The sequence below is a fragment of the Paenibacillus sp. TAF43_2 genome, assembly GCF_052113545.1.
GTDB lineage: Bacteria > Bacillota > Bacilli > Paenibacillales > Paenibacillaceae > Pristimantibacillus.
The window spans coordinates 85,979-109,582 of record NZ_JBFRDK010000001.1 but is presented as its reverse complement, the minus strand read 5'-3'; the positions used below and the strand labels follow the sequence as shown (position 1 = coordinate 109,582).

24 protein-coding genes are annotated in these 23,604 nt (G+C 44.3%); 23 read left to right on the top strand and 1 reads right to left on the bottom strand.

What is annotated here, in order from left to right; translation table 11 throughout:
* Positions 1–83 precede the first annotated feature (83 nt).
* From cls to AB4Z17_RS00420, 20 genes are all read left to right on the top strand, one after another.
* Positions 84–1,532 carry a cardiolipin synthase gene (gene cls / locus AB4Z17_RS00515; protein ID WP_339205444.1) on the top strand — a complete coding sequence of 483 codons (1,449 nt, stop codon included), beginning with the start codon at positions 84–86 and terminating at the stop codon, positions 1,530–1,532.
* A 1,357-nt stretch (positions 1,533–2,889) separates the two neighbouring features.
* Positions 2,890–3,285 (top strand): Fur family transcriptional regulator, encoded by a 396-nt coding sequence (locus AB4Z17_RS00510; protein WP_076266298.1) that lies wholly within the window; start codon positions 2,890–2,892, stop codon positions 3,283–3,285.
* Positions 3,261–4,094 carry a winged helix-turn-helix transcriptional regulator gene (locus AB4Z17_RS00505; RefSeq protein WP_441910122.1) on the top strand — a complete coding sequence of 278 codons (834 nt, stop codon included), beginning with the start codon at positions 3,261–3,263 and terminating at the stop codon, positions 4,092–4,094. Before AB4Z17_RS00510 ends, AB4Z17_RS00505 begins: the two co-directional genes overlap by 25 nt.
* Positions 4,095–4,263: 169 nt before the next feature.
* Entirely contained in the window at positions 4,264–5,718 is a 1,455-nt protein-coding gene (locus tag AB4Z17_RS00500) for a catalase (protein ID WP_441957451.1), read from the top strand.
* A gap of 1,220 nt (positions 5,719–6,938) precedes the next feature.
* A complete protein-coding gene (locus tag AB4Z17_RS00495) occupies positions 6,939–7,610 on the top strand; it encodes a DUF559 domain-containing protein (RefSeq protein ID WP_441957449.1) in 672 nt (223 codons plus the stop codon).
* 267 nt (positions 7,611–7,877) lie between these two features.
* Positions 7,878–8,360: a CcdC family protein gene (locus AB4Z17_RS00490; RefSeq protein ID WP_441910128.1), complete on the top strand. Its 483-nt coding sequence runs from the start codon at positions 7,878–7,880 to the stop codon at positions 8,358–8,360.
* A 19-nt stretch (positions 8,361–8,379) separates the two neighbouring features.
* Complete coding sequence (locus AB4Z17_RS00485) at positions 8,380–9,726, top strand: DUF2252 domain-containing protein (protein ID WP_441910130.1); 1,347 nt, start codon at positions 8,380–8,382, stop codon at positions 9,724–9,726.
* A gap of 235 nt (positions 9,727–9,961) precedes the next feature.
* On the top strand, positions 9,962–10,507 hold the full coding sequence (locus tag AB4Z17_RS00480) for a glutathione peroxidase (protein ID WP_441910131.1): 546 nt from the start codon (positions 9,962–9,964) through the stop codon (positions 10,505–10,507).
* A 1,070-nt stretch (positions 10,508–11,577) separates the two neighbouring features.
* Entirely contained in the window at positions 11,578–12,942 is a 1,365-nt protein-coding gene (locus tag AB4Z17_RS00475) for a sodium-dependent transporter (protein WP_441957447.1), read from the top strand.
* A 126-nt stretch (positions 12,943–13,068) separates the two neighbouring features.
* Positions 13,069–14,742 (top strand): glutamine--tRNA ligase/YqeY domain fusion protein, encoded by a 1,674-nt coding sequence (locus AB4Z17_RS00470; RefSeq protein WP_441910134.1) that lies wholly within the window; start codon positions 13,069–13,071, stop codon positions 14,740–14,742.
* A 77-nt stretch (positions 14,743–14,819) separates the two neighbouring features.
* On the top strand, positions 14,820–15,422 hold the full coding sequence (gene mobA, locus AB4Z17_RS00465) for a molybdenum cofactor guanylyltransferase (RefSeq protein WP_441957445.1): 603 nt from the start codon (positions 14,820–14,822) through the stop codon (positions 15,420–15,422).
* Between the two features lie 152 nt (positions 15,423–15,574).
* A complete protein-coding gene (locus AB4Z17_RS00460) occupies positions 15,575–16,081 on the top strand; it encodes a GNAT family N-acetyltransferase (protein ID WP_076266291.1) in 507 nt (168 codons plus the stop codon).
* On the top strand, positions 16,078–16,791 hold the full coding sequence (locus tag AB4Z17_RS00455) for a metallophosphoesterase family protein (RefSeq protein WP_441957443.1): 714 nt from the start codon (positions 16,078–16,080) through the stop codon (positions 16,789–16,791). Before AB4Z17_RS00460 ends, AB4Z17_RS00455 begins: the two co-directional genes overlap by 4 nt.
* A gap of 3 nt (positions 16,792–16,794) precedes the next feature.
* Positions 16,795–17,247 carry a VanZ family protein gene (locus AB4Z17_RS00450; RefSeq protein WP_430056814.1) on the top strand — a complete coding sequence of 151 codons (453 nt, stop codon included), beginning with the start codon at positions 16,795–16,797 and terminating at the stop codon, positions 17,245–17,247.
* A 74-nt stretch (positions 17,248–17,321) separates the two neighbouring features.
* Positions 17,322–18,383 carry a histidinol-phosphate transaminase gene (gene hisC / locus AB4Z17_RS00445; RefSeq protein WP_441957441.1) on the top strand — a complete coding sequence of 354 codons (1,062 nt, stop codon included), beginning with the start codon at positions 17,322–17,324 and terminating at the stop codon, positions 18,381–18,383.
* The gene (locus AB4Z17_RS00440) at positions 18,383–18,820 is read left to right on the top strand and encodes a hypothetical protein (protein ID WP_441957439.1); all 438 of its coding nucleotides are present in this window, start codon (positions 18,383–18,385) and stop codon (positions 18,818–18,820) included. The genes hisC and AB4Z17_RS00440 overlap by 1 nt, the downstream gene beginning before the upstream one ends.
* Before the next feature lie 158 nt (positions 18,821–18,978).
* Positions 18,979–19,584: a TetR/AcrR family transcriptional regulator gene (locus tag AB4Z17_RS00435; RefSeq protein ID WP_339205428.1), complete on the top strand. Its 606-nt coding sequence runs from the start codon at positions 18,979–18,981 to the stop codon at positions 19,582–19,584.
* Entirely contained in the window at positions 19,536–19,973 is a 438-nt protein-coding gene (locus AB4Z17_RS00430) for a DMT family transporter (protein ID WP_441910144.1), read from the top strand. Before AB4Z17_RS00435 ends, AB4Z17_RS00430 begins: the two co-directional genes overlap by 49 nt.
* Position 19,974: 1 nt before the next feature.
* The gene (locus tag AB4Z17_RS00425; protein ID WP_441910146.1) at positions 19,975–20,298 is read left to right on the top strand and encodes a DMT family transporter; all 324 of its coding nucleotides are present in this window, start codon (positions 19,975–19,977) and stop codon (positions 20,296–20,298) included.
* 129 nt (positions 20,299–20,427) lie between these two features.
* Positions 20,428–21,105 (top strand): protein kinase domain-containing protein, encoded by a 678-nt coding sequence (locus tag AB4Z17_RS00420; protein WP_441910147.1) that lies wholly within the window; start codon positions 20,428–20,430, stop codon positions 21,103–21,105.
* 66 nt (positions 21,106–21,171) lie between these two features.
* On the opposite strand, the gene AB4Z17_RS00415 is transcribed toward AB4Z17_RS00420, so the two are convergent.
* Positions 21,172–21,381 (bottom strand): hypothetical protein, encoded by a 210-nt coding sequence (locus AB4Z17_RS00415; protein ID WP_441874673.1) that lies wholly within the window; start codon positions 21,379–21,381, stop codon positions 21,172–21,174.
* Positions 21,382–21,684: 303 nt separating this feature from the next.
* On the opposite strand from AB4Z17_RS00415, the gene AB4Z17_RS00410 reads away from it, so the two are divergent.
* From AB4Z17_RS00410 to AB4Z17_RS00400, 3 genes are all read left to right on the top strand, one after another.
* Positions 21,685–22,104: an RrF2 family transcriptional regulator gene (locus tag AB4Z17_RS00410; RefSeq protein WP_076266281.1), complete on the top strand. Its 420-nt coding sequence runs from the start codon at positions 21,685–21,687 to the stop codon at positions 22,102–22,104.
* Positions 22,105–22,177: 73 nt separating this feature from the next.
* Positions 22,178–22,489, top strand: coding sequence for a thioredoxin (gene trxA / locus AB4Z17_RS00405; RefSeq protein ID WP_054025488.1), 312 nt, complete (start codon positions 22,178–22,180; stop codon positions 22,487–22,489).
* A 284-nt stretch (positions 22,490–22,773) separates the two neighbouring features.
* Positions 22,774–23,595 carry a glycosyltransferase family 2 protein gene (locus AB4Z17_RS00400; protein ID WP_441957437.1) on the top strand — a complete coding sequence of 274 codons (822 nt, stop codon included), beginning with the start codon at positions 22,774–22,776 and terminating at the stop codon, positions 23,593–23,595.
* Positions 23,596–23,604: the final 9 nt, after the last annotated feature.

Here is a 23,604-nt window from a genome sequence, read left to right as displayed (position 1 = left end):
GCATATAATGAGGCTTGAACATACACCGTGCTTGGAGTATGATCGCATTAGCTTTAACATAAAACTGAGGTGCTATAATACGGATGGTCATAATGCAAAATGCATCTGCAATTATTATGCTGCTAAACATTTTTTTGGCGATTACGGTTATCTTTCTAGAGAGGCGCAGCGCAAGTACAACTTGGGCATGGCTGATGATTCTTTTTTTCATCCCCGTTTTCGGCTTTGTTTTGTATTTAATATTAGGGCAGAAGGTACGTAAAAGAAAGCTGTATAAGCTGCTGGGCGATAGTCAGCGCATTATCGAGCATACGGTCGAGAGGCAAATGCGCCAGCTGCGAGAAGATGAAATTGTATATAATGATCCTGCGATGCGAAGTTATCAAGACATGATCTATATGAGTCTGAAAACGAGCTATGCGGTATATACGAGCAATAATGCGGTTGAGATCTACACGGAGGGCAATCAGAAGTTTGATGCTCTGCTTAAGGATATAGAATCAGCCCAGCATCATATTCATCTCGTTTATTATATCGTCCGAGACGATGAGCTTGGCAGAAGATTGGTTAAGGCGCTGGCAGCGAAAGCGGCAGAGGGCGTAGAAGTCAAGTTTTTGTACGATCATATAGGAAGCTCAAGCTTGCCGAAGCGTTATTTTGCGGAGTTGATTGCAGCAGGCGGCAGGGAAGCGGCGTTTTTCCCATCGCGAATTCCTTATTTGAATTTAAAAATCAATTATCGCAATCATCGCAAGCTCGTTATCGTTGACGGGCAAGTCGGTTATATTGGCGGCTTCAACATCGGTGATGAATATTTAGGATTAAACGAGCATTTCGGCGAATGGCGGGATACACATCTTAGAGTTCGCGGCAATGCCGTGCTGCAGATGCAGGCGCAGTTTCTGATGGATTGGAATTTAGCGGCTTCCGGTCGTATTGAGCTTAACGAGCTGTATTTCCCAATTATGAGCGATGATACGGGAACGATTGGCATGCAGCTTGTAGCGAGTGGCCCGGATACGCAATATCAGCAAATTAAAAATGGCTATATCAAAATGATTTATTCAGCTCGGAAAACAATCAGCTTGCAAACGCCATATTTTGTACCGGATGAAAGCTTGATGACCGCGCTGAAGATCGCTGCATTGTCCGGGGTAGATGTACGTATTATGCTGCCGAGCAAGCCGGATCATTTCTTTGTATACTGGGCAACTCATTCTTATTTGGGAGAGCTTCTCGCAGGCGGAGTGAAATGTTATATGTACGAGAAAGGGTTTCTTCATGCAAAAACGCTTGTCATCGACGGCAAGGTGGCGTCCGTTGGAACAGCCAATGTCGATATTCGCAGCTTTAAGCTTAATTTCGAGATGAATGCGTTTATCTATGATACGCAGACATCGGCGAAGCTGCAACGCATTTTTGAAGATGATGTCAAACATTGCACGCAGTTAACGGAACAAGTTTATGCTAATCGTCCAATCATCAATCGATTGAAAGAATCGATTTCCAGGCTGCTTAGTCCAATATTATAGACGCGACATCAGTCAAATTCAATAGACGCAAATCAGTCCAATCCTATAGACGCAAATAAGAAGGGCTTCTGCTTATCTAAGATAACCAGAAGCCCTTCACGTGCTTGGTAGAGAACTATTCAATTTATTCTAACGCTCCAATCCGCTGTTTGCCTCTTCTTCGTCCTTTCGAATTTGTTACAAACCCTATCGACTTCGATCCTAATTTTATTGACCTCGATCAACTTCCTTTCGATTTGTTTCAAATCCTTGTTGCTTGTAAGTACTTCTCATCCAAATGGTCGACTACATCCGTCTTCGCTATTGTCCCAGCATGTCCGGCAGTGATTGAATGCTCCTTCCCGAGATTATGAGACATGCATCGCTAACCTACTTCAATGGGCTATCCCCTCTCGTTTAAGATAGGCTTAGTATACACCTTTATTTGAATTTTGTAAATATTCAGATTATTTAATTCGACAAAAAATTTTGAGTTGTTTTTTAGGTGTGATTTTGCGTGTGAGGTGGGGAGGGCTTTCATCTTAAAGTAGTATATTCTGCAGCTACTGGTTATGGTGAATAGAATTAGGCGGGATGGTGGCGGGTGTAGAAATGGTTGCTTTTATTGAATGAAGGTCATGCGGGAATATGAAGGATCGGAGTAATGGAGGATGGAGCACGGGATGATGGATTGTAATGGACGTAGAAGTTGAAGTATTGGTGAATGGAGCTCGGGTAGAAGTTTGAGTAACGGTGACGGGATGCTGACTGGATTGCGATAGACGTAAAAGTGGAAGTATTGGTATTCGAAACTTAAGAATTACAGTCTGGATGGTGATGGACGCAAAGTTGCTGTTGAGATGTATCAAGTTCAGGCTGAACACTGGCGGGTAATAGTAGTAATCAAAGTTTTGTTACGAGTAGAGCTCAAGTTGTTTTGTAACGGGTGTAGAAGCCGAAGTTAATGATGAACTGTGTTCATGCTTGCCTCTAACGAACTTAGAAGTCGCTATTATTATGATTTAGGCATAATCTGAATTCTAACGAACTTAGAGAGCGCTATATGCTCAAAAATGAGTTAAATCATTGATATTGGAGGCTAATAGGGTTATCTGGGTTCGTTATGTTTGCAAGTGTGTGGAATTGAAGCAAATAAGACTTCTGGGGTTCGTTACAACTTTTTGCGAGGCGCTTTAGCAGAGTTCGTGTGGCTTCTGTGTGAAGTTAATGAGTTTCCATATTGATTCGTCAAGTATTGGTTGTGGCTTTGAGCCGCCTTTTGGAATAAGGGGGATAAAGGAAAGCCTGTGAGGTTGACCGTATTCGACCTTCAATTTATACTTAGTCTAAAATCAGTAGTAAAAGGAATGATCTTTTTATGAATAAAATTAACTTAACGATACAGCGCAAGGCCATCTTTGAAGTTGTGCAGCAAGCCCATGATCACCCGACGGCGGCCGATGTCATTGAACGGCTTCGGGGCAAAGGCTTCAACTTCGCTTACGGCACCGTGTACAACTCATTGCGTTATTTGACAGACGTGGGTCTCATTAGAGAATTGAAGCTTGGAGAAACGGTTAGCCGCTATGATGCTCGGACGGATGAACATCAGCATATTGTATGCACTGTATGCGGGCGTGTGGATGAAGTATTGACCGACTTGCCGAGTGAGTGGATGGAGAAGGTGGCTTTGGAGACGAAATACAAGATCGAGCATGTGCAAGTTGTATTAGAGGGGGTTTGTGATCAATGCGCGACGAAACAACCACAATGAACAACGATTTTATGAACGAGGGCATGCCACTCGACCAGAGTGCTGCCGCAGCCGCTGGCTATTCAGAGGAAGAGCTGCTGCAAAACGGGATGCTTTGCTCGATCACGAAGCGGGTCATGATTATTAGTCCGTTTCCAGAGAGGGTCAAAAGCCTGCTCGTCGCGCTTTCATCCGAATGTTTTGATGTGTTTTCACTGCATGATTTCAATAAAAGCATGCTCCAAAGCTTGCAGCCGGAGCTGCTCGTATTTGATGCAATCCCTGTAGCTCAAGCTGCCACGAGCCATACGCTGCAAGCAGGTGCAGAACTGGTGGAAGCAGCTGAACTGCATGCGGTTCCTGTCCTCATTTTAATGGATCAAAAATCGTATGAGAGCCGTGAGACTTTTGCCCTCGGCGCATCTGAGCTGCTGGTCTGGCCAGCTAAACCTGAGCAAGCGATAAAACAAATCAATCGTATGCTTCTGAATAAACCAGCAGCAGCTGCGAAAGCGGATAGCGATATTCGTGTGTTTAAGGATATTGCAGTTGATCTCAAAAAAATGACCGTTGATCGGGCGGGGCAGCGAATTGAGCTTACCAAGACGGAATATGATTTACTTCTGCATTTCATGACATCGGACGGCTCCGTTCTAACGCGTGAATCTTTGCTCGATACCGTTTGGGGGCTGCATTTCTATGGAGGCAGCAACTTGGTGGATGCTCATATTAAGAGCTTGCGCAAAAAACTAAAGGACAGCGCCGTAGCGCCAAAATATATAGTTACCGTGCGTGGTGTAGGCTACCGGATAGCGGATATTCGTGACTAAGGGGTAAGTGCATCATTTTAGGTAATGAATTTCACCAGCATGTTGTGGTTCATGAAATATTCATTTTTCATTCATTAGGCTTTCATGACAGTTGACCGTTGATTCGATAAGATTGTTTTATGAATTTAGATCAAGTCTAAATATATAAAATGATTGATGAGGTGCTATCATGGAAAACTATATGACAACGAACCAAGGCACGCCGGTTGGCGATAATCAAAACTCGCGCACAGCGGGGCAGCGTGGACCAACACTAATAGAGGATTACCATTTGCTTGAGAAGCTTGCGCATTTTGATCGGGAGCGTATTCCAGAGCGTGTCGTGCATGCCCGGGGAGCAGGCGCACATGGAGTATTTCGTACGGAAGTTAGTATGAAGGATCATACGAAGGCTCTTTTTATGCAGGAGCCGGGATCAGAGACGCCTGTATTTGTACGCTTTTCAACGGTCATTAACGGAACAGGTTCGCCGGAGACGGCGCGCGACCCACGCGGCTTTGCGGTAAAGTTTTATACGCAGGAAGGTAACTATGATCTTGTTGGAAACCATTTGCCGGTATTTTTCATTCGAGATGCGATGAAATTTCCTGATATGGTGCATTCCCTCAAGCCGGCGCCAAATACGAATGTCCAAGAGCCTGCGCGCTACTGGGATTTCATGACGCTCTCCCCAGAATCGACGCATATGCTCACCTGGTTGTTCTCCGATGACGGAACGCCTGCTACTTATCGTGAAATGGACGGATTCGGCGTTCATGCCTTCAAATGGATTAATGATGATGGTAAGCCGACCTATGTTAAATACCATTGGAAGTCGCTGCAAGGAGTACGAAACTTTACAGCAGCGGAAGCTAGCGTGATGCAAGGCAAAGACTTTAACCATGCGACACGTGATTTACATGATGCAATTGAACTCGGCAACTTCCCAGAATGGGAGCTTCATGTGCAGCTTATGCCTGTCGATCATGTGGAACGGTATGCGTTTGATCCACTAGATCCAACGAAGGTGTGGCCGGAGGATATGTATCCGTTGCAAAAGGTAGGCACGATGACATTGAATCGCAATCCAGTAAATTACTTTGCAGAGGTTGAGCAATCGGCTTTCTCGCCAAGCACACTTGTTCCAGGAATCGAGCCATCGGAGGATAAATTGCTGCAAGGCCGATTGTTCTCTTATCCGGATACTCAGCGCTACCGCCTTGGAGCGAACTACCTGCATATTCCGGTAAATTGCCCGTATGCACCTGTTCGCAACTATCAACGAGATGGTGCAATGACAATGCATGCAAATCCTTCTCCAGTGAATTACGAACCTAATAGCTCATCAGAGAGTCCAAAGGAAGCAAAGGCTTATGCTGATTCTTACGCACCTCCTCAGGGACAGGCTGGCCGCCAAAAAATCGATAAAACTGACGATTTCACTCAAGCGGGCGAGCGCTATCGCTCACTGCCTGAAGATCAACAAGCAAACCTAATCGCCAATTTGACGGGTGAGCTAGAGCAAACTAATGATGATATAAGACTCCGCGCCATCTGCAACTTCTTCCGGGCTGATCGCGAATTAGGCATGAAGCTTTCGCAAGCGCTGGGCGTTGATATCCGCAAGTTTGTACCTCAGAGTTAATTCAGAAGCAAACGGGAATATGATGACAGAAGCACGCTGAATATGCGTGTTTCTGGGTTTCCCATCTACATATTCTTAAATGCACTAGAAGCCATGAGCAAGCTTAAAAGCAACCTCCAGCTGTGAGAAACCACAATTGGTCAAACCAAACTTTAAAAGATATCCCGTTCAAGACGAACGATTTAACCAAGAATGAAGAAACTTTTAACCACCCAGTACTCTACTCAACAATCTACGAACTATTGAACCGACGTATCGACGAACCCAAGAACCAATGAAACACGAACCCACGAACCCACGAACCCGCGAATTGATGTATCGATCAACCCGCGAACTGATGAACCGTTGTATCGAGGAACCTACGAACCTACGAACTGATGAACCGTTGTATCGAGGAACCTACGAACCTACGAACCCACGAACTGATGAACCGACGAATCCACCAAACAAACTAACCCATTTTTTCAATATCAACTAACACTAACAGGAAAACTTCCATCTAATTTTACTAATTCGGCTGATTTTGCTCACTTAGAAGGAATATCTCCCGTTAATTTGATGGATATTAGCAAATTCCGCTGAAATGGACTGAATTAACAGGAGAAATTCCTCTTAAATTAATATTTTCCGTAAAAAAGTGTGAATTAGCGGTAGAAATTCCAGTTAAGCTGCTTTTCTTTGAGGAGACAAGTTATGGAGGCAAGTAAGTTACATTTCTTATGCGAAGGATACGTTCATTTTAACCAAATCACTCAACATCAATTAACACTAACAGGAAAACCTCCATCTAATTTTACTAATTCGGCTGATTTTAGTCATTTAGAAGGAAAACCTCCCGTTAATTTGATGGATATTAGCAAAGTCCGCTGAAATGGACTGAATTAACAGGAGAAATTCCTGTTAAATTAATATTTTCCGTAAAAAAGTGTGAATTAGCGGTAGAAATTCCAGTTAAGCTACTTTTCTTTGAGGAGACAAGTTGAGGAAGCAATTTAGTTGCGTTTCATGCAAACTGATCGTTTTTATGAGGTGGATAAGGTTGGACTTTCAGGCAACGGATAAGTTTGATATAACGCTAAAAAGAATGCAAGAACAACACTATTCTTATGATTCCAGATGCCTTATAATCAAAGACAAGAGACGAAGAACGTCCCGTTACCACTCACTCTAGAGTGAGTGGTAACGGGACGTTTTCTATTTTCCAGAGGGGATGATTGAAGGTGACTTATGAGGAGGCGCATCGCTCATTTATTCAATACCATGTAGATAAAAGGTCAGGGGAACGTCGCGGAAGGCTGGAAAGAGGGCATGGACATGCGGAATCCAAATTTTTGTGTAATGTCTGGTGGCCTTTGTGTGGAGATTTTCGAAACCTGCATCCTGAGTATGAAGTATTGGATTGGCGCGGCAGATCCTATTTTGCAGATTTTGCTTGGTTTTCCGGTACCGTAAAGCTCATTATTGAGATCAAAGGATTTGCATCTCATGTTAGAGACATGGATCGACAAAAATATTGTCATGAACTAAACCGCGAAACCTTTTTGCATGCGATGGGTTACCCGGTCATCTCTTTCGCTTATGATGATGTTGAGAAAAACCCTGAGATATGTATGACCATGCTCAAAATGGTGATGAGYAGGTACCAGGCTAGGCGAGCACCAATAACACGAATTCAACTAGCAGAGAAAGAGATCATGCGGCTTGCTGTTCAACAGGCTCGTTTAATCAGGCCAAAGGATGTGGAGCGTCATTTTGGTATTGATCATAAAACAGCAGTAAATTTATTGAAAAAGTTATGCTCAAAAGGAGGRCTTATCCCTCTTTATCGTGGCAATCGACAACGAGTCGTAGGATATGAGCTCGCTCATGACTTTCTTCATTTTCTGGAGTAATGGTTCAATCATAATTGCGACCGGCTTCAACTTCTTACTTACATCGCAGCTTCCAAGAAGCTAGACGAAAATGAGGAACTTTTAGATCAGAAAAAAAGCCTCCATAGACGGTCATAGTCTTAAAAAAATAGCGTATGTTTGCGATGTTTATGGTTTTGAAGTACGATGGAATAAAGAGTAATTTATTGCTGCCTTGTAAAGGATTAAGAGCATTTTCGCGATTATAAAAATAGGGCATCCACACCATGAAAACGGGGGTAATTAGCGGTGCTGCTGTCAACGCAAGCGATTCAAGTTGGTTCCATCGTCATATCAGCTCTTGCCGGTCTTACACTTATTATCCTGCGTATGCGCGCTGGTAAACGGCCGACCTCATTGCGCAAAATCATCATACCGCCGTTAGGCATGGCTACAGGCTTCGTCATGTTTGCCTTTTCCCAGACGCATATCCCATGGTTTTGGGGGTTAGCCGCTTTTTTGACAGGCATGCTGATCTTTGCTTTCCCATTAATCGTCACGACCCGTTTGGAACGCGTGAAGTCGGAAATCTATGTAAGACGATCTAAAGCGTTTGTATTTATTATGCTGACGCTGTTCATAATCAGGCTTTCTCTGCATAGTGTCGTAGAGCAATATATGTCGATTCCGCAAACCGGGGCGGTTTTCTATTTGCTCGCTTTTGGCATGATTCTACCATGGCGTTTGGCTATGATTAGTGATTATATGAGACTGCAAAAAGTAGAAATGTAAGTTGAATGGGGGAGAATGTATGGATTCGAAGCTGACAGAACGAGTGAAGCTGACCCAGAGCAAACTTAGAAGACGAACACTATCTGCGATTTTTCAAGAATTTGATCAAAAAATAATGAAGCTTGAGCGCGGCAAACGTGAAGAAAAGTATCTTAAAATGTCGGAAACGCCATTTTCTTTTTTTCGCGGCAGCGCTTATTTGTTTTATTTTGACGCATCACGAATTTGGTTTCCCTATCATACGCCAGAGGGGCGTCCCACTTGGGTTCAGGGCGATCTGCACTTTGAGAACTTTGGTGCTTTCCGCAATGAGCAAGGTACGCTCGTCTATGATGTGAATGATTTTGACGAAGGTTATCTGGGCTCGTATTTGTATGATTTGATGCGAATGTCGGTAAGTATAGCGCTCGTCGGCAGGCTTAAAGGACAAACCCATGCTAATCAGATTAGCGCGATTGAAGCTTATCTGCAGGCCTATTCCAAGCAGATGCGACGATTCGCAAAGGGCAAGGATGATCCTGGCACCTATGTGATTGATATTGAGCGTGCGGAAGGTCCCGTCAAGAAGCTGCTCAAAAAACTGCAAAAACGCAAGGATCAGCACTTCCTTGAAAAGGTTACTGCGCTCGTACAGGAGCATAGGCAGTTTGCAACGACAGATGAAATTGTATCTCCGACTGACGAAGAACGTGAGGCTTTATTGCAAGCATGGCCGATGTATTTAGATACCGTCAAAGCCGATGACTCAGAAGAATTGCGTCATTTTCAGGTGAAGGATATTGCAGTGAAGCATGGCTCGGGAACAGCATCTATTGGGCTCGATAGATACTATGTACTGATTGAAGCAGGCGAAGATGCACAAGGCGAGGACGATATCGTGCTTGAGGTAAAGGAAGTGCGCGTTCCGGTTCCAGCTTATTTTATGCCTTATGATGAGACATTTTGGTCTATGTTTGAGCATCAGGGACAGCGCGTAACCATGACTCAGAGAGCGATGCACCATGAGGCAGACCCGTATCTTGGATGGCTATCCATTGGAGAGCGGCAGTTTTATGTGCGTGAGCGATCACCCTATAAGAAGCGGCTTAAGCTAGAAGCGCTTGATACGGCTGGWGATTTGCTGTCGGTTACGACAAGCATGGGCAGGCTGACCGCAAAAATGCACGCGAGGGCGGATGCCGATGTAGCGCAAGGTATTCTTGCGTATCACAGTGAGATTGAGATTGTGAAGGCGATGGGCAATGACGAGGATGCTTTTTGCACGTCAATTGCCAATTGGGCGCTTTCCTACGCAGATCAAGTGGAACAGGATTATGCTTTGTTCACGGAATGGCTGGGCAGTAGAAAGAAGCAATCGCAATTATAAATAATGGGACTGCACCTCGGTGCAGTCTTTTTTTGCGTAGCAGCTATAAAAAAAGGGTTCAGCGCAGTGGATTACATATAGCGACTGGATAATTGGTTTTAGAACCATGCTTCGTTTTTCCTATATAGGCTTTAGGTTTGACATTCATTTGTTCCCCATGGTATTCTATGTAATAATTAAATTGTGTACAATTTAATTTATTATAACTCACATATTTTAGAGGAGGCAACAAACAATGAGCATTTACTCACATGAGCTGCAAAGCATTGATGGTAGACAACAAAGCATGGAACAATATAAAGGTAAGGTGCTAATTGTCGTCAACACAGCAAGCAAATGCGGCTTTACACCACAATACGCGGATTTGCAAAAACTATATGAACAATATAAAGATCAAGGTCTTGAGATTCTTGGTTTTCCAAGCAATCAATTTGGCGAGCAGGAGCCGGGTGCAAACTCTGATGTTCAAAGCTTTTGCCAGTTGAACTACGGTGTGACATTCCCTCTTTTTGAGAAAACCGATGTACGGGACGAAACCGCTCATCCTCTTTTCAAGCAGCTAACGGAAGATGCGCCTTTCCAAGGTTTTGACACAAGCAACCCTAGCGGTAAAATGCTCAATGCTTTCCTCTCGGAGAAGCTGCCTCATTATCTCGAAGGCAACTCAGTCAAATGGAACTTTACTAAATTTCTAATTGACCGTGAAGGCAATGTCGTAAAACGGTTCGAATCGACCGATGAACCTGCCGATATGAAGGCTAATATCGAGCAGCTGCTATAGTGCTCCCTCACTTAAAAATGAAATAGATGCGGCTTCCGGGCGAAAAAAAGCCCATTTAATGGTTGTTTTAGTCGTTTTGTAGGTAAGACTGTTGTCTAATGACGAATAGATTCCGTATATCCAAACATTCTTCGATGTGAAGGACTATGCTTCGACCTTTGGAAGTGAATGCAAAGCTTACTTCTATATACGTGAATCGGATGGTTCATAGAAGTGATAGAGAATAAACTAGCCTCATTACGGACAACGAGATGTGCGAAGCTTAATCAATATGCTATCGCAATGCCGTAAAATCAACGGTTAATTGCTGAGGTTTTGATAGAGTGAACAACGAGCAATAGATGGGTTTTAATTGGGAGAACAACGGATGCAACTGCACGTTCACACACCGTCTATTAAGCAAAATGAGATTGGCCTAACCTCAGTTTAAGAGTTAATTGTTGGGCTTATCATACACTTCATACTGTGCCATTTGATCCTGCAATTCTTATGGAAATATCGTACTTACACTCTATTCAATTAATATAAAACAGAAGTTGAAAATGGATAGAAACGATAAATCGTTTCTGTCCATTTTTTGCTGGTCTTAAATATCTTGAAACTCAATATTTGAGCATTTTTTGATCTCAGATTGAAGTTGTAAATATGCAATAATATTCAGATAAACTATGTACTGAATTAACATATTTCTTTAATATATAAGGATTTATCCATTTCATGTGCGTGTGTAATTCGAAGTTTAAAAAGGTTTATATATACAAAAATAAAAGTTGCTCAGTCCTGTTGACTAGAATCGAATGAATAAATAGAAGCGAAAACGGAGCGGCAATGAGGCAGTGTGAAATATGCTGATTTATGATACCGTTCGTGCCACCATTTTGATGATTGGCGAAGCACAAAGCAACCATCGTCAATACACGTTCCAGCCTGTCGGACTCAGTGTTTTTCAAATGAAACTATACCGGCTCAGACCGTGCGCTTGCAGATATATTTTTTGAAAAAGGTTATACTACCCATCGGAGCAATAGATAAGTCGCAGACAGCTTAGATTACTACAGGAGGAATGGCTTATGAAGGATCAAAAACAAGAAGGAGCCTCGCAAAGCGGGGAAAGCGGTACAGGGGAGCGGTTTACGTCCTCGGGTTTTATTTTGGCAGCAATAGGCAGTGCGGTCGGCCTCGGCAATATGTGGAGGTTCCCGTATATTACAGGTAAATATGGAGGAGCGGCCTTTTTTCTTCTATTTTTTATATGCATGCTGCTAGTAGGACTGCCGGTGCTGCTAGCGGAATTATCAGTAGGTCGAGGCGGCCGCGGCAATGCGTCCTCTTCGTTCACTCGGCTGGGCGCGCATAAGCTGTGGAGCGGCTTCGGCGTTATTATCATTTTGGGAGCGTTCGTTATATTGTCGTTCTATGCGATAGTCGCAGGCTGGACTTTGCATTATGCGATGTTGTCTTTTTCAGGGCAGCTGTTTGAAAATAATGATTTTGCGCAGCAGTTCAGTGATCTTAATGGAAGCTGGATGCCGGTATTCTGGCAATTCATCGTCTTGCTGCTAACGGGTCTCATCATTATTCGAGGTGTATCGGCAGGTATTGAAAAGGTTAATAAAATTTTTATTCCAGGGCTGCTTATACTGCTCATTGTACTTTGTGTGCGTGTAATGTTTCTGGATGGAGCCGGCGAAGGCGCAGCCTTTTTTCTAAAGCCTGACTTTAGCAAGCTGACAGCGGAGTCTGCATTCGTAGCGCTTGGCCATGCCTTCCTATCCCTTTCCCTTGGCATGGGTACCATTATTACTTATGGGGCGTACGTGGATAAACGGCAGTCGCTTTCTCTAGCAACAGCAGCAGTAGGTACAGGCAATATTGTTTATGCACTTCTTGCAGGACTGATTATTTTCCCTACTACCTTCGCATTTGGACTCGAGGCTTCGCAAGGCCCTGGTCTCGTATTCGTAGCCTTGCCTGCAGCATTCTCAGCTATGCCGTTAGGGTGGCTGTTTGGAGGGCTGTTCTTCGTAATGATCGCCTTTGCATCGCTTACTTCAACCATCTCACTGCTTGAGGTGCCGGTTGCTTTCGTTCGCGAGAAATTTGGCTGGAGCCGGAGCTTTTCAGTTATTTTGTTATCCATTCTTTGCTTCGTTATTGGGGTGCCATCGGCTTTATCGCTTGGTGACAAAATACCTTGGCTTACGTTTGGCGGGAAGTCGTTTTTTGACTGGGTTGATTTTGTATGCACAAACATCGTTCTGCCGCTTGGCGGACTAGTCGTTACTATATTTGTCGGGTATGTATGGAAAGGCGGAGCTAAGGAGTCAGGCTTGTCTGCATGGTGGGTGCGAGTATGGTTATTCATGCTGCGTTATGTGGCACCTATTCTGGTATTGCTCGTATTTCTTTATTCTTCCGGCATTATTTCGTTCTAGTCCTCTGGATTGCTATTCTCGGGAGCGTGCTCTGAAAGTGGCTGATACATACTAAGTATTATAATTTGACGGGAATTTGTGTATTATAAGAGGATAAATATTTTCCGTGGGAAAGGTTGGTCGCAGATGGAGAATGCAGTAGATAACAAGTCCTCATCCTCGAATTTTATAAAAAGCATCGTAGTCGAAGATTTGAAGAGCGGCCAAGTGAAAGAAATCGTCACTCGTTTTCCGCCAGAGCCAAATGGCTATTTGCATATTGGACATGCCAAGTCGATTTGCTTGAACTTTGAGCTGGCTGATGAATTCAAGGGCAAGACAAACTTGCGTTTTGACGATACGAATCCGTTAAAAGAAGATACTGAGTATGTAGAGTCCATCCAAGAGGATGTTCGCTGGCTTGGCTTCGAATGGGACGACCTTCGCTTTGCTTCCGATTATTTTGAAGAGCTTTACAACCGTGCGGTGTTTCTTATTCAAAAGGGCAAAGCATATGTATGTGATCTGACAGCTGAGCAAATGCGCGAATATCGCGGCACGTTGACTGAGCCTGGCAAGGAAAGCCCGTATCGGAACCGTACAGTAGAGGAAAACCTTGATTTGTTCGCACGCATGCGCGCAGGCGAATTTAAGGACGGCGAAAAGGTGCTGCGCGCAAAAATTGATATGGCTTCACCGAACATCACATTGCGTGATCCTGTGCTGTATCGCATTGCGCATACGCATCATCACCGCACGGGAGATGCTTGGTGCATCTATCCGATGTATGACTATGCTCACCCGCTAAGCGATGCCATTGAAGGCATCACGCACTCGATCTGTACGCTGGAATTTGAGGACCACCGTCCACTCTATGATTGGACGATAGCTGAATGTGAGATGGCTTCCACACCGCATCAATATGAATTTGCCCGCCTGAACGTAACGAACACCGTTATGAGCAAGCGCAAGCTGAAGCAATTGGTGGATGAAGGGGCTGTAGACGGCTGGGATGATCCGCGTATGCCAACGATCAGCGGTTTGCGCCGCAAAGGCTATACACCGGAATCGCTGCGTGCTTTCTGCCGTGAGATCGGTGTATCGAAGAGCAACAGCCTAGTGGATGAGCGCAACCTGGAGCATTTTATAAGAGAAGACCTGAAGCTGAAGGCGCTTCGTACGATGGCTGTATTGCGTCCGCTTAAAGTGGTCATTACAAACTATCCAGAAGGTCAAACCGAGCTGCTTGATGCCGAAAATAATGCGGAAAACGAAGAGATGGGAATCCGTCAAATTCCGTTTTCGCGTGAGCTATACATTGAACAGGATGATTTCATGGAAAATCCTCCGAACAAATATTTCCGTCTGTTCCCTGGCAATGAAGTGCGTCTAAAACATGCTTACTTCATTACATGCCAAGAGGCGATCAAGGATGCAGAGGGCAATGTGATTGAGCTGCGCTGTACCTATGACGTGAAGACGAAGAGCGGATCCGGCTTTAATGAACGTAAAGTGAAAGGCACCATCCACTGGATTGAAGCTTCTCAGGCGATAGCTGCTGAGTTCCGTTTGTTTGAACCGCTCATTACGAGCGAAGCGGAAGATGAAGGCAAACCTTTCATGGAATGCATCAACCCGAATTCACTTGAAGTATTGCAAGGCTTTGTTGAGCCTAATATGAAAGATGCAGTCGGCGGCGATAAATTCCAATTTTTCCGTCACGGCTACTTTAATGTAGATCCGAAGGATACAACAAGTGAGAAGCTTGCCTTCAACCGAATCGTTTCATTAAAGAGCTCGTTCGATCCGTCCAAGGCGTAAACCCGTCAAAAATAATACAAGCCTGCCTTGCCTGAGTGCTTGGCAGGCTTTCTTTCTGTTTAGAGGGGGATGAGAAGATGGCGAAGCATAATATTTATGGCTTAATACTAGCTGGAGGCTTAAGCACGAGAATGGGAGCCGACAAAGCGCTGCTGCTTATTGAAGGCAAACCGCTACTATATCGTCTCGTACAACAGCTAACAGAGCTTGTGCAGCATGTAGTTGTTTCAGTAGGATCGCCTGAGCGTGAAGAGCTTTATCGTAAAAGTCTTGAAGATTTAGGAGGAACGGTAAGCTTCGTGACAGATCATTACCCAGAATGCGGGCCGTTATCGGGAATGCACGCGGGCTTGTCCATGATTGCAGAGGGTTACGTATTTGTTATGGCGTGTGATATGCCGCAATTGTCCGAAGGATTGCTGGCTGAGCTAATGACTCATGTGGAAAAAGGGGTAGACGTAATCCATGCGTCTGACCAGCCTTTCCATGCTCTCTATCATGCTAGCATTGCCATTCAAATAGAAGAAGCGCTACAGGATCAAGATTATCGTCTCATGGGTCTATTGCGCCGGCTTCAAACCATCGAGGTTTCTCAGTTAGAGCAGCACGGTGTATCTGTTTTTACGAATCTCAACACGCCTGAAGATTATAACAAGTATAGGGAGGGACAAGGGGACTGAAGAAGCTCGCCCTTTATAGGCGGAATTAGACGGAATCTACCATGCAGCATAGATGCTTAAACATTCAGCGATGTGATATAATTTGTCAAAGTTGTAATAGGCCTATTTAAAGCAGCATCCATCTAGACGTAGAAGGGTAAGAGGTGGCAGGTATGACCAAAGAACTCAAATATGAAATTATCGATGCGCAGCTAAGTGATCTAGGGCGTATTGTTGATATTTATAATTCAACAATTGCAAGCAGAATGGTGACGGCTGATCTTGAGCCAGCTACTGTAGCTAGCAAAAAAGCGTGGTTTGATGACCATTCTCCTGATTTCAGGCCGCTATGGGTATTAACGATTGAAGGGGAAATCGCAGCTTGGTTTAGTTTCCAATCGTTTTATGGCAGGCCGGCTTACAATGCGACTGCCGAGATAAGCATTTATATAGCGGAAGAATACCGTAAGCTTGGTCTTGGAACGGTACTGATTCAGAAAGCGATTGAGGCAAGTCCGGGCTTGGGGATAAATACGCTGCTTGGTTTTGTATTTGGACATAATGAGCCGAGCCTCGCTCTGCTTCGTAAGTTTGGATTTGAGGTTTGGGGTCATTTGCCTAAGGTAGCGGTACTGGACGGTGTAGAAAGAGATCTGGTGATCTCGGGGAGGCGTATATGAAGCGAACGCTTGTGATTAGTGATATTCATGGATGTTATACACCTTTTAATGATTTGCTTGAACGTATGAATTATTGTCCCGGTGAGGATCAGCTTATGCTGCTTGGTGATTTCGTTGATCGGGGGCCGCAAAGCAGAGAAGTGGTAGAGCAGGTCATCGGCTTAGTCCAAAAGGATGGAGCAATTGCCATTCAAGGCAATCACGACGAGAGGCTCGTTGATGTTATGCTGGAGCGAAGCGAGCAGGCGCTGCTTAAGTTTACCGGCCATGGCGGCAGGCAAACCGCAGAGAGCTATGCTGGCATTAAGCAAGGTCCGATTGAGTATGTTATCGATCAAGCTAAAATGGCTGTTCAGGAGCGTTACGCGCATCATATGACTTTTCTGGACAACCTGCCCTATTATCATGAGGATGAACACTTTATATATGTACATGCGGGTCTTAATCCGAATTACTTGAATTGGAAAGAGCAGCCTGCTAGAGATTTTCTTTACATAAAACAACCATTCCTTGAGAGGCCGACCAATGTAGAAAAAACGGTTATTTTCGGCCATACAAAAACCATCGATATTCATGGAAAACCAGATGTTTGGTTTGGCGCAGGGAAGATTGGCGTTGACGGAGGATGTGCAACAGGACATCAGCTTAACGGACTAGCGATTACAGGAGCGGCAGAGTTTAACGTGTATTCTGTCCCTTGGAGATTGTAAGGGATGCGCGGGTATTCGAAAGCCATATTCAAAAGCTCTCTGCTGAATATGTTGATTACCGTAATTGCTTTGTTCTACACCTTGATCATGTGCTGGCTTTTATTTCATCGTGGCCGTTATTTTGGCGAGGGGTATAACTATAATTTGGTACCGCTTTATACGATAAAAAAATATATCATCCATTATGATCATTTCAATCCTGACATTTGGTTCAAAAACTTATTCGGAAACATTGTCTTGTTCATACCGATCGGCATATTCCTGCCCTTATTAAATAAGAAGTACTTGAAAGTATTTAGACTGACAATGGTCACGATTATGTTGATTACAGCCGTTGAGCTTACTCAAATGTTGACGCGGGTGGGCAGCTTCGACATTGACGATATTATTCTTAATACGTTTGGCGCGCTGCTTGGACTGCTGATGACTAGGCTTGTCGTTCGTCGGACTCTGTAATTAACAAATCCTTTAATGTTAAAATAATTGAAAAGAAGCGATAGAAATATCGATTACGAAAGGAAGAAATGTCATTGAGTAAATTTTGGAGTCCGCTTACTGCTTCACTGGTGCCGTATGTCCCAGGCGAGCAGCCTAAGGATAAGACGTATATCAAACTGAATACGAATGAGAATCCGTACCCGCCATCTCCGAAGGTAATTGATGCGATCAAAGGAGCAGCTAATGCTGATCTGCGGCTATATCCTGATCCTACTTGCGAGGGGCTCGTGAAAGCAGCTGCCACCTATTACGGATTGCGTTCAGAGCAAGTGTTTGCGGGCAACGGTTCTGATGAAATTTTAGCTTTTGCTTTCGCAGCTTTTTTTGATCCGGCTAAGACGGTACTGTTCCCTGATATTACTTACAGCTTCTACAAGGTGTATGCGAAGTTATATGGCTTGCAAACAGAGCTCATCGCATTGGACGAGCAATTTAACGTTCAAGTCGAAGCTTTCCATTCGGACAACGGTGGTATCATCATACCGAACCCGAATGCGCCAACGGCTCAATTGCTTCCGCTCGAGGATATTCGTACATTGCTTGCAAGCAATCCCGATCAGGTTGTTATCATCGACGAGGCGTACATTGACTTCGGCGGACAATCAGCAGTGGAGCTTATTCACGACTATCCGAATTTGCTTGTCGTTCAAACACTCTCGAAATCCCGTTCGCTCGCTGGCCTTCGCGTTGGTTTTGCTTTTGGCAGCGAGGAGTTGATTGATGGATTGAACCGAATCAAAAATTCATTTAATTCCTATACGATGGATCGGCTTGCTTTGGCAGGCGCCATTGCTGCTCTTGAGGATGACGCTTATTTCCGAGATACGACGGAGAAGGTCATTGCTACACGAGAACGTGTAGCGGAGCAGGTGAAGGAGCTCGGCTTTGCTGCAACAGACTCGAAGGCAAACTTCGTCTTCATTTCGCATAAAACGATAGCAGCTAAGGACATCTTTGTGCAGCTGCGCGATAAGGGCGTGCTGGTCCGGTATTTCGATCAACCTCGAATTAATGAATATTTGCGGGTGAGCATTGGAACGGATGAAGAAATGGATGCCTTTATTCGGGCACTCCAAGAAATCGTAGGCAAGTAATGGAAGTGGTTACGAAGGAGCAATTGTTGTTTCGGCGGTCGATGCGGTTGGTACTAGCTTTAAGTGCCATCTATGCTGCTGTGAGTAATGTGTTTCTATATACAGCTTATTATTATAGCGGGATTGTGGAGCAGAGCTACATCATTTGCATGATTATGATTATTGCGTTCGCTTTGCCGATCGTAAAGTTTTTTCGAAATCAGCATTGGTACTTTCCGATCTTCATATTTTTGTTCTGGATCCCGTTTAGCGTGCTTCTCGCATTTATACTAAGCCAAGTGCTTCCTCTTTCGGACAATACGGTCGATTTTGGACTGCTGCTTGTTTACTGCCTTATTTTGAACGTTATCGTTACGCTGCTTGGCATTACACTCGGCATGATCTTTAATGGAGGATCTACCCTTTGGAAGAAATATAGCCAAGCCTCAAAGCAATAACAATAAAGCCATGTATGATCTCCAATGAAGGGGGAGCATGCATGGCTTTATTTGATGATCGTTATTTTCATCTTGACTAAATGATTATTTCATTTTAAAATTTGTGAAAAACTAACGTTCGTTAGGCAGGGGAACGAAAGCGGATCGGAGGGAATGACATGAGTGCTGAATTAACAACGTCGGAACGTATAAAGCTGGCGGCGCTGACGATGTTTGCAGAATCAGGCTATGAGGGGGCATCCTTGTCTGAAATTGCTAAGGCAGTGGGCATTAAGACGCCGTCCATATATGCACATTATAAATCGAAAGAACAACTGTTCTTGCAGCTCATTCAGGAAATGATTGTTGAAGAGCATAATCAGTTTATAGAGCTTCTTCAAGATATGGATCAGGCGCCGATTAAGGAGCAAGTACATCGACTGTTTACTTTTTTTACCGATCTCACTCATTTAACGACAGGTCAAGCTTTCTTGAAGAAAACGATGCTTGTACCGCCGCGCCATTTGCGCGAACAGCTCAATCAAGATTTATTGCGCTATGAGTATGAGCTGAACAAGGGAATTATTAGCGTGCTGGAAAAGGGAGCGTCGCAAGGGTTGTTTAACCTGGAAGAGACGGAACGGTTAATTGCTACCTTTTATGTATGTGTAGATGGCATCCTTGTTGAGAATCAAATATATGGAAAAGAGCTGCTTGAGAAAAGGAAGCAAATGGTGTGGCAATCATTATGGCAGATTTGGACGATGACAGCGAGAGAGGATTGAAAAAAATGCAATGGGTCTTTTTATTATTAGCGGGGTTTCTTGAGGTAGGCTGGACGTTTGGCCTCAAATATTCGGAGGGCTTTACAGTGCTTGTTCCAAGCATAATAACAGTGGTGCTGCTTGCCATAAGCTTTATGCTGTTTGCCCGCGCAATGCGTACGATTGAGATTGGCGTTGCCTATGCTATGTTTACGGGAATTGGAACAGTAGGCACTGTTCTCGCAGGCATTATTATACTGAATGAGCCGGCTGATTTTTGGCGCTTGTTTTTTATCGCATTGCTTGTAGGGGGCATAGTTGGACTTAAGCTTGTGTCAAATGACAAGCCGGCTCCTGACAAAGCACCAAAGGCTGTAACCAACATAGAACAAGATAAGGTGGGTTCATAAAATGGCATGGGTCTTTTTAATCATATCAGGCTTCGGCGAGGTCGCCGGCGTTACTTTCATGAAGCTCTCTGATGGCTTTAAACGCTGGAAGGGAACGGTAGGGGCGATTGGCGCTGGTTTCGTGAGCTTTTTCTTCTTATCTAAAGCGTTGCAGACGATACCAATTAGTACGGCATATGGGATATGGACCGGAATTGGCTCTATAGGCAGCGTAGTGCTGGGTATGGTGGTTTTTGGAGAGTCGAGAAATTGGCGCAAGATGCTGTTTCTCTCTATGATTATTTCAGGCGTTATCGGGCTGAAAGTAGTAAGTGGAGGCCATTAGGATCAAGTGTGAAGCGAGACCGTGCAAAAGGGCTGTAAAGCTTTTTGGTGCGGTCTTTATTTTTGCAGCTGCTGGTCTTACAATGAAAGGAAAGCATGTATGTAGATAGGGAGAAGAGGAGTACTTACTATGGAGGAGAAGCAGTTGAATACGTTTATAGCTCTTATGGAGCAGTCATTGCTCTCGGAGCTTGTGCTTGATAGCGTTGACCCCACAAATCCAATCCGAGTAGCGGAGACGCCGCACGGTTGGAGACTGCTTGGGGCGGGCAATTACGCCGGCGTATTTACACATCAGGACTACTCGGATATAGCTGTGAAGGTTTATGCGCCAGGCCGCGACGGCTGGGAGAGTGAATGCGAGGTTTACCGGAGAATTGGCACTCATCCTGCTTTTTCAACTTGTTATCATGCCGGAGAATATAAAGGCCATTATTATCTGGTTTTAAAGCGACTAAAGGGAAAGACCTTATATCAGTGCATCATTGATGGAGCAGCAATACCAAAAAAGGCAATAGAAGATATTGATCAAGCGCTGGAGTATGCAAGATCCCGCGGTTTGTTCCCTCATGATGTGCATGGAAAAAATGTAATGATCAAGGATGGACGAGGCATCGTACTTGATATTTCAGATTTTTTGAAGGAAGAGCCTTGCACGATGTGGGATGATTTGAAGAAAGCCTACAATCGTATTTACATGCCTTTTCTATCCAAAAAACCGATTCCGGTTCCCGAATGGGTGCTGAACGGCGTTCGCAAAGGTTATCGTTTTATGAGGAATTCATCCGTAGTGGGACGCTCGTCCTAGGGAAGCAGCACAAGCAGCGGCTGCCCTGCAAGGGTGCCGCTGCTTGGCAAAGCTTTGCCGCACATCTTAATGCTCCTCGTCAAACGCGTCCAGCAGCGTCTTGGCGAGATCGGCATCCTTTTTAAGCACATGAATCCGTTTCAAGGAATTGCCCTCAATGGTGATTTTGGTTTTCAATCCATTAGTTTTGAAATGAGCTTCCAATCGGTCTATGAGCTCCGATCTAGAACCCCCTTCCGTACGAATGACTATCCATCGATTCCAAAATAACGCCATTATGCGTCACCTCCTTAAAGTTTTACATTGTAAAACTAGTGTAGGAAGCCATGTGCCCATTGGATTTGAATGTCTTCTTATACGTTCAAATCAAATAAGGATGCACCTTTCATATTTATTCAGCAGAAGCCTTCAAACATGACAGAAAACCCAAAAAAACATTTGCCTTTAATCCAAAATCTGTTGGGGAATAACGTGATTGCTCCTGCCGTATCCTAAGAAAGCGAGATGGCGACCTGACCTATTGACAAACTTAACTGTAACGGATAAAATTACAGTATAAAGCAGGGAGGCCCTTAAACAGTGAACAGCGAATTTACGATTGCCGTACACAGTCTCGTTTACTTGGCTTATTTACCGGAAAGAATGGCTAGCAGCGATATGATCGCCGAGAATGTCGGCACACATTCTGCTCGTGTTCGCAAGGTAATGGGTGGTTTGCGCCGCAGTGGATATGTGGATACCCGTGAAGGCTCAGGAGGCGGCTATAGGCTGACGATTGATCCGAATGTGGTAACACTTGCCGATATCTATCGCGTGATGGCACAAGGCTCGCTAATTCCGAGCTGGTGCTCGGGCAACCCAGAGATGGATTGTGTTGTTGGGTCGAATATGAATCAAGTGATGTTCGGCATATTTTGTACAGCGGAGAAGCAGCTGGAAAGTCATTTTAGCGCGATTACGATTCAGGATGTGTTGAAGCAAATTCACGCATGCGGTTAGCAAATGATGTTTCATTTAACGGTGAGACGGGTATTCCCTTTATCATACACATTGTTTGGAGAGGATGATTGAAATGGCAGTAGCATTGACGAAAGAAAACTTTAACGAGTCCATTCAAAACGGCGTTTCCCTTGTAGATTTCTGGGCACCTTGGTGTGGACCTTGCAAAATGCAGCTACCAATCGTTGAGGAGCTTTCCGCTGAGCTGGAAGGCCAAGCAGTAATTGCTAAAATTAACGTTGACGAGCAGCCAGAACTTGCTTCACAATTCGGCGTAATGAGTATCCCAACATTGATTTTGTTCAAAGACGGTCAACCCGTTGACAAAATGGTTGGCGTACAATCCAAAGATGCTTTGAAAGCAAAAATTTCCGGCCAAATGTAAGCAACATTTTGTAATAAATAACCGTCTTAATATCGTCTGGTATCAGTGAGCAACTGGTGTCAGGCGATATTTTTTTTCTGGAAACTCTTATTTTCAGTAAGATAATATTGGTATAAAAGGTTCTAATTGTGAATGTAAAATTCGACCTAATTAAGCAAATGTTAAGGAAATAATAAGCGTTTATACCAACCTTATCTGTTGCTTTATACTAATTTAGTTAGTAGAATTAAAAATAATTGTACGCAGCAGCGTACCCTAACTTTGATTTATGGAGTGGTGATGTAGTGAACGCAGTCAGTACGAAAAAGGACAAAACGGTTACCGGAGAGTCCCTGCGGCAAGGTATGACATCTTCAAAAATTTTGATCATTATTCCGGCTTATAATGAAGAGCACAGCATAAGCCATGTGATACATGATGTGAAGACACATTGCCCAACTGCTCATATTCTGGTCATTAATGATGGCTCCAAAGACCGTACACGTGAAGTAGCTGAAGCGAACGGTGCTTCTGTTATTACACTCCCGACCAATTTGGGCATCGGCGGAGCTATGCAGACGGGATATCGTTATGCCCATCGTTATGACTATGATGTTGCCGTTCAAGTGGATGGCGACGGTCAGCATAAGGCGGAGCAGCTTCATTTGATTTTGGACCCCGTGCTTAGCGGGAAAGCGGATTTGGCGATTGGTTCACGTTTTATTGAACAAACCGGCTTCTTGTCCTCTGCAACGCGCAGAGTCGGCATCAAGATTTTATCTACTATTGTTACTGCAATGACACGCAAGCGTGTGCTGGACGTTACCTCAGGGTTCCGCGCTGCAAATAAACGTGCGATTGCTGTATTCCAAAGCGATTATGCGACAGACTATCCAGAAGTGGATTCCATCGTGCTCATTCATCGCAGCGGATTGCGTACAAGCGAGGTAGCTGTCGTGATGGAAGCACGTACAGGCGGTACGTCATCAATAAATGCGATGCGTTCGGTTTATTATATGGTTAAGGTAACATTGTCGCTATTCATTCGCAGCTTGAAAGCAACGAAGCCAGTCGAGGTTCAATCTTRGAAAAATGCTTACGATGAGAGTTTGCTCTGCAAACTTTAAGGAGGATAC